Here is a 12,789-nt window from a genome sequence, read left to right on the forward strand (position 1 = left end):
AAGCAGGCGGGGCGCGCGCAGTCCGGCGCGCGCTCCGCTACAGCCAACGACAGGAGGGATGGTATGCGCAAATATTTATGCGTGGTTCTACTGCTGGCCGCCAGCTGGCAGGCCGGCGCCGCGCCGCCGCTGGTGCCGGAGATCGTCATTACCGTGGCCGATCCGGCCGGCTTTGACGGCAAGGCGGTGGACGTGGGCGAGCTGGCCGCGCTGCGCGGCGGCGCCGACACGGTGACCAACACCATGCGGCTGGACGGCACGGTGACCGACAACACGGCGGTCAACGTGCTCAGCGGCGCCAATTCGATCAACAGCGGCTCGTTCAGCAATGCTTCCGGACTGCCGATCGCGATCCAGAATTCCGGCACCAATGTGCTGATCCAGAACGCCACCATCATCAACATCCAGATGCAATGATGAAGACCCTGGCGAGCGTGTTCATGGCCGGCGCCGCGTTGTGCGCCGCCGGCCTGGCCGGTGCGGCGGAGCTGCCCGGCGTCGGTGGCGGCGGCAGCTACGCGCTGCCGGTGACCAGCCTGAAGGAGGCGCGTTTCCGTTCGACGGTGCGGCAGAAGGACGACTTCAGCTGCGGCTCGGCGGCGGTGGCGACGCTGCTCAGCTATCACTACGACAAACCCGTTACCGAACAGCAAGTGTTTGCCGCCATGTACGCGAGCGGCGACCAGCAGAAAATACAGCGCGAAGGCTTTTCGCTGCTGGACATGAAGCGCTACCTGGCGCAGCAGGGCTTCATCGCCGACGGCTACCTGCAGCCTTTGCAGAAGCTGGCCGAGGCGAAGCTGCCGGCCATCGTGCGCATCGTCGAGAACGGCTACCTGCATTTTGTCGTCATCAAGGGCATCGAGGACGAGCGCGTGCTGCTCGGCGATCCGGCCGGCGGCACGCGAGCGATGCGGCGCGCGGACTTCGAGGCGATGCGGCCGGACCGGTTGCTGTTCGTCATCCACAACTGGCCGGGGCAGCCGCACTTCAATCAACAGGCCGACTGGGGCGTCGCGCCGCGCGCGCCGCTGGGCGAGGCGATCAACCGCTCCAGCCTGGCCAACATCACCTTGTTCAAGAACGGCAGCGGCAACTACTGACAGGAGGCGCTGCCATGCGCAACACTTTATTGACCGTGCTACTGGCCTGCGGGACGGTGGCGCACGCCGGTGAAGCTTTACCGGACCCGACCGGCGACTGGGGCGCCGTCGACGACAGCACACTGGAGCAGGCGCGCGGCGGCTTCGACCTCGGCAACGGCATGCTGGTCTCGCTAGGTGTCGAACGTTTGGTTTCGATCAATGGCAGTGTTGTTGTAAACAGTCGTTTCTCGATCGCCGATATGACACAGTTGAGCGCTGCGGAAGCAAGGACGGTCAGCGATGCGCTGGCCGCCGCGGTGGTGCAGGTCGGCCCTGGCAACACGGTCGATCCGACGCTGCCTGCGCAAACGCTGGGGGCGCTGCTGATACAGAACAGCGCGAACGATCAGGCGATACGCAGCCAGACCACGATCAACACCACGGTCGGCAATCTGGCCATGCTCAAGGCCGTCAATTTTGAAAGCGCTCTGCGCGACGCCTTGAGCAGTGCGGTAGGCAAGTAGAGAGGGTAGCGATGCAAGCAAGAGCGATGGCGTTGGCCGTGGTAATGACGATGGGCGCGATGAACGGGACCGCACTGGCGCAGCAGGGGCAGGGGCAGGCGGTCGGCGCGCCGCCGCCGCAGGATGGCAGGCCGCCGGCGGTGGCGCCGCTGTTCGAGCAGCCGGGCGTGCTGACGCCGCGCGGCAAGCTGGTGCTGGAGCCGTCGATGCAGTTCGGCTATTCGTCCAGCAACCGCGTGGTGCTGGTCGGCTACACCATCATCCCGGCGCTGCTGATCGGCCTGGTGGACGTGAGGGAGGTCAAGCGCAACACGCTGACCGGCGCCATCACCGGCCGCTACGGCCTGACCAACCGCGCCGAGCTGGAGCTGAAGGTGCCGTATGTCTACCGTTCCGACTCCACCGTCAGCCGCGAAGTGTTCACCGGCACCGGCGTCGACCGCGTGTTCGACACCAGCGGGCGCGGCGTGGGCGACGCCGAACTGGCGGTGCGCTACCAGCTCAACGACGGCGGCATCGACAAGCCGTATTACGTGGCGGGCCTGCGTTTCAAGTCGCGCACCGGCACCGATCCGTTCGAGGTGGTCACCGATTGCAGCCAGCGCTGCGTCGGGCCGAACGCCACCGGCACCGGCCTGCCGCTGGAGCTGCCGACCGGCTCGGGCTTTTACGCGCTGCAACCGAGCCTGACCTGGCTGTATTCCAGCGACCCGGCGATCTTGTTCGGCAGCGTCAGCTACCTGTACAACTTCAAGCGCGACAATGTCAGCCGCCAGGTGTTGAACGGCGAATGGGAGCCGCTGGGCAAGATCGAGCCGGGCGGCGTGATCGGCTTCAATTTCGGCGTCGGTCTGGCGCTCAACGACAAGTCGCTGATCAGCTTTGGCTACGACCACAGCTCGATCGCCCGCACGCGGCAGAACGGCAAGCCGGTGGCGGGTTCGGTGCGTACGCAACTGGGCACGCTGCTGATGGGATTTTCCTACCGCCTCACCGACAAGCGCACCGTCAACATCGCGGTCGGCGCCGGCCTGACGCGCGATACGCCGGACGTGCAGCTGTCGTTCCGCTTGCCGATGACGTTTTGAAAAACGGGGTGGGTTCTAACGTGCTCTGCTAAATCCGTGCATTTGAGGTATTGTAGCGTTCCTGACAATTCTCAAAATAAGGGGAGCCATGATCTCGACAAAATTGACCCAAACGGCAGCCATCGCTGCGGCGCTGGCTGCCGCCTTGGCGGGCGCGCCGGCCCAGGCCGCCGCGCCGATGGCCAAGTTCCAGGCGCCGGGTTTCTATCGCACCACGCTGGGCGATTTTGAAGTCACCGTGCTGAACGACGGCACCCTGGACTTGCCGGTCAACAAACTGCTGAAGCAGCCGGCCGCCAAGACCGACGCCGCGCTGGCCAAGTCTTTCGAGAAAAGCCCGCTGCAAACCTCGGTCAACGGCTTCCTGATCAATACCGGCAGCAAGCTGATCCTGATCGACACCGGCGCCGCCAGCCTGTTCGGCCCGACGCTGGGCCAGCTGCTGGGCAATCTGAAGGCGTCCGGCTACAAGCCGGAGCAGGTCGACGAGATCTACATCAGCCACATGCACGGCGACCACGTCGGCGGCCTGGCGGCCAATGAGCAGCGCATGTTCCCGAACGCCATCGTCCGCGCCGGCAAGCTGGACGCGGACTACTATCTGAACCCGGCCAACCTGGACAAGGCGCCGGCCGAGGCCAAGGATAATTTCCAGGGCCCGATGGTGTCGATCAATCCCTACGTGAAGGCGGGCAAGTTCCAGCCTATCGTCGCCAACAGCGAGCTGGTGCCGGGCATCAAATCGTATTTCAATGGCGGCCACACGCCGGGCCACATCACCTACGTGGTCGAAAGCAAGGGCCAGAAGCTGGTGTTGCTGGGGGATTTGCTGCACGTGCAGGCGGTGCAGTTTGAGGATCCGGGCGTGGGTATTCAGTTCGACAGCGACAGCAAGATCGCCATTGCCGAGCGCAAGGAAGCGTTCGCGGCGGCGGCCAAGGGCGGCTACCTGATCGGTGCGCCGCACCTGGCGTTCCCGGCGCTGGGCCATGTGCGGTCCAACGGCAAGGGCGGTTACCTGTTCGTGCCGGTCAATTACACGCAGCCGCGATAGTTCTGTTCAGCATGGATTCCGGCGAAAGCGGGAACCCATGCTGAATTTGCGGTTACGCCAGGGCAGGGTAATCGGTATAACCTTCCTCGGCCGGCGCGTAGAAGGTTTCAGCCTTCCACTCGTTCAGCGGCGCGTCCAGTTGCAGGCGGCGCACCAGGTCGGGATTCGAGATGTAAGCCTTGCCGAAGGCGATCGCGTCGGCCGCACCGCTGTCCAGCACTTTCTGGGCGGCCTGCTTGTCCATCTTTTCGTTGGCGATGTAGACGCCGCCGAATTCCTTTTTCAGCAACGGGCCCAGGCTGTCTTCGCCGACGGCTTCACGCGCGCAGATGAAAGCGATCTTGCGCTTGCCCAGTTCGCGCGCCACGTAGCCGAAGGTCGCGGCAGGATTGGAATCGCCCATGTCGTGCGAATCGCGGCGCGGCGCCAGGTGCATGCCGACGCGGTTCGCGCCCCACACTGCGATGCAGGCATCGGTCACTTCCAGCATCAGGCGGGCGCGGTTCTCGATCGGGCCTCCGTAGTTGTCGGTACGCTGGTTGGTCTTGTCTTGCAGGAACTGGTCCAGCAGATAGCCGTTGGCGCCGTGGATTTCCACGCCGTCGAAGCCAGCCTTCTTGGCGTTTTCCGCACCTTTCTTGTAGGCCGCGACGATGCCGGCCAGCTCTTCGGTATCCAGCGCGCGCGGCACAGGGTAGGCGCGCTGCGGACGCAGCAGGCTGACGTGGCCGTCGGCGGCGATCGCGCTGGCCGAGACCGGCGCATCGCCGTTCAGGAAGCTCGGGTCCGAGATGCGGCCCACGTGCCACAGTTGGGCGAAGATCACGCCGCCGGCTTGATGCACTGCCTCGGTCACTTGCTTCCAGCCCTCGACCTGCTCGTCGGACCACAGGCCCGGCGTATCGGCGTAGCCCACGCCTTGCGGCGTCACGGCGGTCGCTTCGCTCAGGATCAGGCCGGCGCTGGCGCGCTGCTCGTAGTACTTGGCCATCAAGGCGTTCGGCACGCGGGCGCCGCCGATGGCGCGGGCGCGGGTCAGGGGCGCCATGATGACGCGGTTTTTCAGCGTGATATCGCCAATGGTGATCGGGTCGAAGAGATTTGCCATGATGCGTTTCCTTATAGTTGCATTTGGTCGATGAAGGCCTGGATGAGGGCTTCATCGCGTTTAAAGTAATTCCACTGGCCGACGCGGTGCGACGTGATCAGGCCGGCCTTGAGCAAGGTGGCCAGATGCGCCGACACGGTCGACTGCGACAGTTCGCAGCGGCGGTCGATCAGACCGGCGCATACGCCCAGGCTCAGCGGATGCTGCTGGTCCGAGAAATACACCTCCGGCTCCTTCAGCCACGCCAGGATCTGGCGCCGCATCGGGTTGGCGAGGGCTTTATGTATAGCGTCTATGTCCATCTGCATGTAACGATATATAGATCGTGTTTTTCCGATTTCAATATCGCCATCTTACGATGTAAAAGAAAAATGTGCTGGCGGCCGAAAAATCCTTTATGTTATGGGAACATTGTATTCAGGATAACGAGGTGTATATGTCGAGTCATTACCTGGATGTGGCCATCGGGCTGTCCTACACTTTTCTGGCGGTGAGCCTGCTGTGCAGCGCCACGCGCGAAGCGATCGCCTCGCTGTTCCAGACGCGCGCCAAGGTGCTGCTGGATGGCGTGTTGACCATGCTGCACGAATCGGCGGGCAAGAAACGGGTGCGCGGCATCTGGCCATCGATCCAGCGCTTCCTGCGCATGGACGCCGGCTTCGGGCTGGAGAAACTGGGGTCGCATTCGCTGACCAGTGAAGTCATGAGCCATCCGCTGATTATCGGCATGGCGCAGAAGGGGCGCATGCCGTCCTATATTCCGTCCGCGATATTCGCACGGGCGTTTGTCTCCACGCTGACTGCCAAGTACGGCAAGACGCAGACCGCCGCCGCCTTGCTGGCCAAGCTGGGCAATGACGGCCTGAGCCGCACCTTGCTGGCCATCATGGGCGAGGGGCCGGAGGACATCGCGGCGCTGGAGAACGCCGTGCGCATCTGGTACGACACGGTCATGGACCGTATCTCGGGTTGGTACAAGCGGCGCTCGCAACTGGTGTTGTTCTGCGTCGGCCTGTTCTATGCGTGCGCAATGAACATCGATGCGCTGGAATTGTCGCAGCGCTTGTGGCGCGACTCGGCCGTCACAGCCGGCCTGGTGCAGAAAGCGAGCGACGCCAAGCCGGCCGCCGCGACGCCGGCCGCCACGCCGACGGCGCAGACCGCGCAAATGACACGCGAACTGCAAGAGGTCAAGGCGCTGCCGATAGGCTGGCCGTCGCCGCGCTTCGACGCCGCCGACGGCAAGGGTGTCGGCGCCTTCCTGGCCGCGTTGGCCTTCGCGCTGATCGGCTGGATCATGACGGCCTTCGCCTCATCGCTGGGCGCGCCGTTCTGGTTCGACGGCATCGGCTGGCTGCTGGCGCTGCGCGGCAGCGGCGCCAAGCCGCCGGATACCACGCCGGCCGTGACGCCGCTGGTGTTGCCTGATCTGAGGAAATAAACGAAGTGGCGTCGAAAGATTAAGGTGATAGTGGTCTCGGTGGAGTGCCACCCGAGCTACTTGAGCTTTCCGGTCCACCAGCTACACATAGATATTCCTCTACTGTGAGTTGCTGAATGGCAGGTTCGTTGCCTACTTTTTCCGTCACCGAAAAACTAGTTTTGGGAACTGCGCTGAATGACGGATTTTTATCAGATACAAAGAAAGAAAATATGCATAATTCATTTCCTGGCTAGTGTCGCCAAAATTTATCGGATCTTATCAATCGCGCCAAAAACTGTTGCGCCAGACGCTCAGGCTCGTCCCCGCTCTGCGCATTTCGAAGCCAATATTGCTCGCTCAGTGATGTTCGGAATACTTCTAATTGCGTCCTTTTCACAGGACGCTTGATTGACCTCGTGCGATGTTGGCTTGTTGGTTAGTTGCGCATAACCAGCGGTCCCAATGCCAATTGCTGCACAGATCAACAGTGCGGTGTTTGCTTTCATACTCTTCAATATGGAAGTTCTTGAATGTCTATTGTGCTGTTAGCGGTGGGCGCTTATGGAGGTTTTTGGGGATCGTTCTGGACCTGCGGGCCACCGGGCACGGCATGGCTCTCGCCCTCTGTTAGATTTTGAATTGGTGCCATATTAGCCTGACGCGCATCCAGGCCGATAGAAGGCGAAAATATTTTTTTGATGTTCGAAATGAGGTTCATGGTTTACCACTCCTTATTCTTGAGTTAGCCAAGTTATGCTCAGCGAGGTTGGGGATCGTTTTGAACCTGTGGGCCACCAGCGATCGCGGAATACTCCGCCGGTTGAACTTCTTGAATGTCTGTGGCAGTGTGGGTCGTGGCTGTTTTTAAGACGCTTTCGGTAAAGAACGTCAAAATAGAAGTCTTGCAACTTTGAATGGAAGCTATACGCATGTAAATATCCTCAGTTAATCAAACACGCATCTCAGAAAGAGATCCCTCGACGTAAATTATTTTTTGGTAAACAACGTAAAAAGACTAACAGAGGTCTTTCGCTTATGCAACGAAGAAATTGCGTGCGTCTTATCACGGGTAGATCGTTGCGTAATCAGGTCAGGTCCGGTAGCATTCATTGCGAATTGAAGCAGAGCAATTGGTTTTGATCGCCTATTCAACGCCAGATAGATTTCTTCACTGTGGACGCTTGTGCGTCCACTTTTTTTGCACATGAAAGACCTTGATGAGTCGACTGTTTCGCCCTGAAGCCGTGGAGCACAAGAATAAGCGTCTGCACGGCGTGGTTATATTGGCGTATACCTGGTCGTACACTGCTTTGACCGTATTCTTTTGCTGCATCGTCATAGCGCTGATTGTGTTCGCGTTCAGTCATGGCTTCACACGCAAGGAGACGGTGAGTGGGGTGGTGGTCCCTGATCGTGGCGTGATCCGACTGGCTGCGCCGCAGTCCGGCGTGGTTACCCGCATCCAAGCTAAAGAAGGCGACTTGCTTCAGGTCGGCGACCCGGTATTTGTACTGACCAGCGAACGCACGAGCGCCAAAGGAGATACGCAGGCCTCCATCAATGAGGCGCTGTCGTCCCGTATGGCGCACCTGAGCAAGGAGTTGGAGCAGCAAGGCATTCAAAGCTCCAACAAGGGACAGGAAATTGCCTTTCGTCTTGATAATCTCAGCACCAGCCTGAAGCAGTTGGATGCGGAGTTGGCTTTGCAGCGGCGCAAAACGGAAATCGTGCGCGGATTGTCGAATAGCCTCAACAGTCTTGCAGCGGAAGGAAGTGTTTCTAAAAATACGGCCAGTCAAAAGGCTGCTGAGCTGCTGGAGCAGGAAGCCCGGACATCCACTATCGAAGGACAACGCCTGAGCATTCAGCGCGATATCGGCGCGCTCACTGCGCTGCGCAGCGACTTGCCGTTGCAAAGCAGCCGCGATGCCTCAACACTCAAGCGCAGTCTTGAGGAGCTCAAGCAGCAAGCCAGCGAGAGCGAAGCCAAACGTCAACTCGTGGTTCGCGCCGACGAAAGCGGTAGGCTGGCGGGTATCGTCGTCGACCAGGGACAAGCCGTTTCGATCGAGCAGCGACTGGCAAGCTTGCTGCCTAAAGACAGCAAGCTTGAAGCCGAGCTTTATGTCCCGACGCGCGCAGCCGGATTTGTGCGTCCTGGTACGGAGGTTTTGCTGCGGTACGACGCGTTCCCTTACCAAAAATTCGGACAGTTTCATGGCCGTGTGCGTGAAATTTCCTTGACTACGATTTCGCTCGGCGAATTGCAGCCGGCCAGCGCTACGTCCGAGCCTGTCTACCGCGTGCGCGTGAGTCTGGATGCGCAAGATGTTGTTGCCGCAGGCCTGCCTTATGCGCTCAAGCCTGGCATGCAGCTATCAGCCACGCTGGTACTGGAACATCGCACATTGGCGGAGTGGGTGTTGGAACCCTTGCTCGGTATTTCTAGCCGTTTATGATGGAGCTGTACTGAATGGAACGGATCGGATTGCACCGCAAAGTGCCGATTTATTTGCAGACCGAGGCCAGTGAGTGCGGGCTGTGCAGCCTGGCGATGGTGGCCGATTATCACGGCTATCGCACGGACCTGGCATCGCTGCGCTTGCGTTTTCCGATCTCGCGCAAGGGCGCGACGCTGGAGAGCCTGATTCGCATCTCGCAGGTGTTGAAGCTGGACAGCCGCCCAGTCAAACTGGATATGCACAACTTGCCGCAACTGCGGCTGCCTTGCATTATCCATTGGGATATGGACCACTTCGTGGTGCTGGTCTCGGTATCGAGTCGTCGTGCCGTGATTCACGATCCCGCGATCGGCGTGCGCAGCTTTACGATGGCTGAATTCAGCAAGCACTTCACTGGCGTCGCGCTCGAATTGAGCCCCGCCACCGATTTCACACCGGCCGACCAGACGCTGCACTTCACGCTGCGCGGCTTGATGGGGCATATCACCGGCCTGAAGCGCGGCCTGACGCAGATCCTGCTGCTGGCGCTCGCCTTGGAGGCGGTCTCGATTGCGCTGCCATTCTTTTTGCAGTGGGTGGTCGATAATGCGCTGGTATCGGCGGATCGGGATTTGCTGACCACGCTAGCCTTGGGCTTCGGCCTGCTCATATTGATACAGGCAGCCATCAGTGCCGTGCGCGGCTGGTTTGTTGTGGCGATCAGTACCCAGCTCAATTTCCAGTGGTTGGGCAATGTCTTCGGCCATATGGTGAAGCTGCCGCTGGAGTATTTTGAGAAGCGCCACGTCGGCAACATCATGTCGCGCTTCGGCTCGATCACAACTATCCAGAAAACCCTGACCGGCGGCTTCGTGCAGGCGATGGTTGATGGCGTGATGGTAGCCGGGACCTTCGCCATGATGATGCTGTATAGCCAGCGGCTGGCCTGGATTTCCTTGATTGCGGTGGTGCTATATGCCTTGATGCGTTGGGCTTTATTCCACGGATTGCGCGCCGCGACGTCCGAACAAATCATTCACGCGGCAAAGCAAACTACCCATTTCTTTGAAACCGCGAATGGCATACAAAGCGTACGTTTGTTCGGCAAAGGCGAACAGCGGCGCTCGGGATGGTTGAACATTCTGGCCGAACAATTTAATGCCGAGCTGCGCATTCACCGGATTCGGATTAGCTACGAAACGGCGCAAACCTTGCTGTTCGGCCTGGAGCGTGTTCTGGTCGTGTGGCTCGCTGCGGCTGCGGTGATGGACCATGTGTTCACGACCGGTATGCTGTTTGCGTTCATTGCCTACAAGGATCAGTTCTCCACCAGGTTGGCGGCGCTGGTGGATAAGGTGGTTGAATTCAAGATGCTGAAGCTACACGGCGAGCGCGTGGCGGACATCGTGCTGGCGGAAGCTGAAGTGCTGGGCAGTCATGATGCCGATGAGGTGGACCTGGACCAACTGTCGCCGAGCATCGAACTGCGCGGTATCTCCTTCCGCTACTCGCCGACCGAGCCTTATGTGTTCGAAAATGTCGATCTGAAGATTGGGGCAGGGGAGAGCGTCGCCATTACCGGCATTTCCGGAGGTGGCAAGACGACCTTGGTGAAAGTGATGCTGGGTTTACTCGCTCCCACGCATGGTGAAATCCTGGTGGGCGGCCAGCCGATTCAACGGCTGGGCTTGACCACCTATCGCAACATGGTCGCGACGGTGATGCAGGAGGATCGGCTGTTTTCCGGATCGGTGGCGGAAAATATCAGTTTCTTCGACCCCATGCCAGAGTGGAAGCGGATCAAGGAATGCGCGCGATTGGCAGCGGTCGGAACGGAAATCGAAAGCATGCCGATGGGATACAACACCATTACAGGCGACAGCGGTGTTGGCATCAGCGGTGGACAGAAACAGCGCATATTGCTGGCCCGCGCGCTGTACCGGCAACCGCGCATTCTGGTCCTGGATGAAGCGACCAGTGAGTTGGACATCGACAACGAGAAGAGCGTCAACACGACTGTCAGGTCAATGGGGCTCACACGCATAGTCGTGGCGCATCGGCCGGAGACGATAGCCAGCGCGGACAGGGTGGTGGTGCTGAAGTCCGGCAAGCTGGTTTCTGCAGACGAGCCGGCCGGTCTCTACGCTAGTGCTTAGCGAGCAAGATGCAGCGCCAGCGCGATCACCGCCGGCAGCGTCTGGATCAGCAGGATGGAGCGTTTGACGGTCACGCCGCCCCAAATGCCGGCCACCGCCACGCAGCACAGGCCGAACACGGTGAAGGCCGAAGCGATCGCCGCGTCCGGATGCGCGAAGCCGACCACCAGCGCGGCGACCAGGAAACCGTTATAGCAGCCCTGGTTCGACATCGCCGGCTGGACGATGTCCGCCTTCTCCTTGCTCAGGCCAAACACGCGGCGGCCGCGCGTCTGGAACAGCACGGTTTCGAGCAGGACGATATAAACGTGTATCAGCGCCACCAGTGCGGTGACGATCTGCGCTGCTAAATGCATGGGTGCTCCTTATTGTTATGAATGTTGAAGAAACATTATCGCCCGGAAAAAGCTGCAGCGGCTAGAGGCTCTGCACCAATTTTGCACCCTTGGTATAGTACGGGCTCTTGCGCTTCTGCGGGGACGACCCCGCCACAGATAGAAGTACCGCGCCCGTGGTGGCGTTTTCCAGGCGGGGACGACCTTGCCGCAACAAGGAACTCTGATGACCTGGATGATTCTGATCCTGGCCGGCCTGCTGGAAGTCGTATGGGCGGTCGGACTCAAATACACCGAAGGCTTTACCAAGCTGATCCCGTCGGCGCTGACGCTGGCCGCGATGGCCGGCAGCGTCGGCTTGCTGGGCCTGGCGCTGCGCACGCTGCCGCTGGGCACGGCCTATGCGATCTGGACCGGCATCGGCACCGTTGGTACGGTGATTTACGGCATCGTCATGCTCAACGAGCCGGCCAGCGTCGTCAGGCTGACGTGCATCGCCATGATTGTTGGCGGCATCATCGGCCTGAAGATTTCCGCCGTTTAAAACGAAGGATTGGCGCGGGTCAGGTAATACCACTCGCTGTTGGCGTTGGCCGCGGCGTCCGGGAACAGGATGCGGCCGTCGAACTCGGCCAGCACCGGCGTGCCGTCGGCGCGGGTGCCGATCTGCTGGCCCTGCACGACCGGATCAAAGCTCGACCACTGGCGGCTGAAGCTATCGTCGGCGTGCTGCTTGTCGTAGACCGCGACCATGCTCAGCGCTTCCATGTCTTCCATCGCGATCGGCTCCGGCGACGGTGCGTCGATCAGGCCGTGGAAGGCCAGCGTGTTCATGATGGCGCGGTAGGCTACTTCCGGCGCTTGCGGGTCGGCGTGCTGGCCGCACTCCAAGGTCAGTGCGTAGCCGCCGGTGCTGCGCATGTATTCGGTGGTGCCCATGCCGTAGCGCAGCACGGTTTGCAGCTCGCTGCTGCCGCTCATGCGGCGCTGGACGCCGGCGCCATAGGTGCGCAGCCAGCCGTCGACGAAGCGGCGCACGCCGAGGCGGCGCGCCATCGCGCGTTCCTTTTCCTCGTGCTTGAACGGTTCGAGCGGGCCGTCGTTGTTGCGCGGGCCGACCATGACGAACGGTTCGCTGTTGGCGTTGAACGAGTGCAGGTCGAGCAGCACGTCGTGCTGGGCCAGAAGAGGGCACAGCCAGTTGGCGATGCGGTCTTCGAAATCCTGCGGGTTGGAATTCGGGAACAGGTTGCGGTTCAGGTTGCGTTCTCCGGAGCGTTCGCCTTTTGCATAGGCCAGCGGGTTGGTGATCGGGACGAAGGTGACGCTGCCGTTGCGTATCAACAGCTTGCCACTGTCGAGTTCCTGCATCACGCGCTGGATGGCCTTGGTGCCGCAGGTTTCGTTGCCGTGAACGGCGCCGGTGATGATTAGTCGCGTGCCGGGTTGCTGGCCGCTATATTGCTGAGACTTGAATTGCAACGCGTATGTTACTGTCATGCTCTGCCCATCAATTTGTCAAAAATGCACGGTATCTCAAGCGACAGCGAAGCTGCCGCTTGGGCAGCTTCGTCG

At 60.6% G+C, this 12,789-nt stretch carries 14 protein-coding genes; 9 read left to right on the forward strand and 5 right to left on the reverse strand.

The features are described 5' to 3' along the window. Positions 1-63: 63 nt before the first annotated feature. The 5 genes from ACEN9F_RS31580 (at position 64) to ACEN9F_RS31600 (ending at position 3,751) form a co-directional block, all read left to right on the forward strand. Positions 64-417, forward strand: coding sequence for a hypothetical protein (locus ACEN9F_RS31580; protein WP_413426757.1), 354 nt, complete (start codon positions 64-66; stop codon positions 415-417). After that, positions 417-1,103 carry a C39 family peptidase gene (locus ACEN9F_RS31585; protein ID WP_413427245.1) on the forward strand — a complete coding sequence of 229 codons (687 nt, stop codon included), beginning with the start codon at positions 417-419 and terminating at the stop codon, positions 1,101-1,103. The genes ACEN9F_RS31580 and ACEN9F_RS31585 overlap by 1 nt, the downstream gene beginning before the upstream one ends. Positions 1,104-1,117: 14 nt before the next feature. Further along, positions 1,118-1,609: a hypothetical protein gene (locus tag ACEN9F_RS31590; protein ID WP_413426759.1), complete on the forward strand. Its 492-nt coding sequence runs from the start codon at positions 1,118-1,120 to the stop codon at positions 1,607-1,609. A gap of 59 nt (positions 1,610-1,668) precedes the next feature. Further along, the gene (locus tag ACEN9F_RS31595; protein ID WP_413426761.1) at positions 1,669-2,697 is read left to right on the forward strand and encodes an acetate kinase; all 1,029 of its coding nucleotides are present in this window, start codon (positions 1,669-1,671) and stop codon (positions 2,695-2,697) included. 88 nt (positions 2,698-2,785) lie between these two features. Further along, the gene (locus ACEN9F_RS31600) at positions 2,786-3,751 is read left to right on the forward strand and encodes an MBL fold metallo-hydrolase (RefSeq protein ID WP_413426763.1); all 966 of its coding nucleotides are present in this window, start codon (positions 2,786-2,788) and stop codon (positions 3,749-3,751) included. A 52-nt stretch (positions 3,752-3,803) separates the two neighbouring features. Here the strand turns inward: ACEN9F_RS31600 and ACEN9F_RS31605 are convergent, their stop codons facing one another. Beyond that, complete coding sequence (locus tag ACEN9F_RS31605; RefSeq protein WP_413426765.1) at positions 3,804-4,859, reverse strand: alkene reductase; 1,056 nt, start codon at positions 4,857-4,859, stop codon at positions 3,804-3,806. An 11-nt stretch (positions 4,860-4,870) separates the two neighbouring features. After that, entirely contained in the window at positions 4,871-5,167 is a 297-nt protein-coding gene (locus tag ACEN9F_RS31610) for an ArsR/SmtB family transcription factor (protein WP_413426767.1), read from the reverse strand. Positions 5,168-5,295: 128 nt separating this feature from the next. Here ACEN9F_RS31610 and ACEN9F_RS31615 point away from each other — a divergent pair, with 128 nt between their 5' ends. Beyond that, entirely contained in the window at positions 5,296-6,300 is a 1,005-nt protein-coding gene (locus tag ACEN9F_RS31615; protein WP_413426769.1) for a hypothetical protein, read from the forward strand. A 541-nt stretch (positions 6,301-6,841) separates the two neighbouring features. On the opposite strand, the gene ACEN9F_RS31620 is transcribed toward ACEN9F_RS31615, so the two are convergent. Further along, complete coding sequence (locus ACEN9F_RS31620; protein WP_413426771.1) at positions 6,842-7,000, reverse strand: hypothetical protein; 159 nt, start codon at positions 6,998-7,000, stop codon at positions 6,842-6,844. A gap of 499 nt (positions 7,001-7,499) precedes the next feature. Between ACEN9F_RS31620 and ACEN9F_RS31625 the strand changes: the two genes are divergently transcribed. Continuing rightward, positions 7,500-8,741, forward strand: a complete 1,242-nt coding sequence (locus tag ACEN9F_RS31625; RefSeq protein WP_413426773.1) for an HlyD family secretion protein — start codon at positions 7,500-7,502, stop codon at positions 8,739-8,741. 14 nt (positions 8,742-8,755) lie between these two features. Then, complete coding sequence (locus tag ACEN9F_RS31630) at positions 8,756-10,879, forward strand: peptidase domain-containing ABC transporter (protein ID WP_413426775.1); 2,124 nt, start codon at positions 8,756-8,758, stop codon at positions 10,877-10,879. On the opposite strand, the gene ACEN9F_RS31635 is transcribed toward ACEN9F_RS31630, so the two are convergent. Next, positions 10,876-11,235 carry a DUF1304 domain-containing protein gene (locus ACEN9F_RS31635; protein WP_413426777.1) on the reverse strand — a complete coding sequence of 120 codons (360 nt, stop codon included), beginning with the start codon at positions 11,233-11,235 and terminating at the stop codon, positions 10,876-10,878. The two genes, ACEN9F_RS31630 and ACEN9F_RS31635, sit on opposite strands and share 4 nt — an antisense overlap. Before the next feature lie 205 nt (positions 11,236-11,440). Between ACEN9F_RS31635 and sugE the strand changes: the two genes are divergently transcribed. Next, entirely contained in the window at positions 11,441-11,758 is a 318-nt protein-coding gene (sugE, locus tag ACEN9F_RS31640) for a quaternary ammonium compound efflux SMR transporter SugE (RefSeq protein ID WP_413426779.1), read from the forward strand. Here sugE and ACEN9F_RS31645 read toward each other — a convergent pair. Continuing rightward, entirely contained in the window at positions 11,755-12,714 is a 960-nt protein-coding gene (locus ACEN9F_RS31645) for a succinylglutamate desuccinylase/aspartoacylase family protein (protein WP_413426781.1), read from the reverse strand. The two genes, sugE and ACEN9F_RS31645, sit on opposite strands and share 4 nt — an antisense overlap. Between the last annotated feature and the right edge of the window lie 75 nt (positions 12,715-12,789).

It is taken from the genome of Duganella sp. CT11-25, assembly GCF_047302815.1.
Lineage (GTDB): Bacteria > Pseudomonadota > Gammaproteobacteria > Burkholderiales > Burkholderiaceae_D > Rugamonas.

Coding starts and splice junctions, on each gene's coding strand:
- sugE (WP_413426779.1), top strand. CDS start 11,441: ATGACCTGGATGATTCTGATCCTGGCCGGCCTGCTGGAAGTCGTATGG.
- ACEN9F_RS31605 (WP_413426765.1), bottom strand. CDS start 4,859: ATGGCAAATCTCTTCGACCCGATCACCATTGGCGATATCACGCTGAAA.
- ACEN9F_RS31620 (WP_413426771.1), bottom strand. CDS start 7,000: ATGAACCTCATTTCGAACATCAAAAAAATATTTTCGCCTTCTATCGGC.
- ACEN9F_RS31635 (WP_413426777.1), bottom strand. CDS start 11,235: ATGCATTTAGCAGCGCAGATCGTCACCGCACTGGTGGCGCTGATACAC.
- ACEN9F_RS31585 (WP_413427245.1), top strand. CDS start 417: ATGAAGACCCTGGCGAGCGTGTTCATGGCCGGCGCCGCGTTGTGCGCC.
- ACEN9F_RS31595 (WP_413426761.1), top strand. CDS start 1,669: ATGAACGGGACCGCACTGGCGCAGCAGGGGCAGGGGCAGGCGGTCGGC.
- ACEN9F_RS31580 (WP_413426757.1), top strand. CDS start 64: ATGCGCAAATATTTATGCGTGGTTCTACTGCTGGCCGCCAGCTGGCAG.
- ACEN9F_RS31630 (WP_413426775.1), top strand. CDS start 8,756: ATGGAACGGATCGGATTGCACCGCAAAGTGCCGATTTATTTGCAGACC.
- ACEN9F_RS31590 (WP_413426759.1), top strand. CDS start 1,118: ATGCGCAACACTTTATTGACCGTGCTACTGGCCTGCGGGACGGTGGCG.
- ACEN9F_RS31625 (WP_413426773.1), top strand. CDS start 7,500: ATGAGTCGACTGTTTCGCCCTGAAGCCGTGGAGCACAAGAATAAGCGT.
- ACEN9F_RS31610 (WP_413426767.1), bottom strand. CDS start 5,167: ATGCAGATGGACATAGACGCTATACATAAAGCCCTCGCCAACCCGATG.
- ACEN9F_RS31645 (WP_413426781.1), bottom strand. CDS start 12,714: ATGACAGTAACATACGCGTTGCAATTCAAGTCTCAGCAATATAGCGGC.
- ACEN9F_RS31600 (WP_413426763.1), top strand. CDS start 2,786: ATGATCTCGACAAAATTGACCCAAACGGCAGCCATCGCTGCGGCGCTG.
- ACEN9F_RS31615 (WP_413426769.1), top strand. CDS start 5,296: ATGTCGAGTCATTACCTGGATGTGGCCATCGGGCTGTCCTACACTTTT.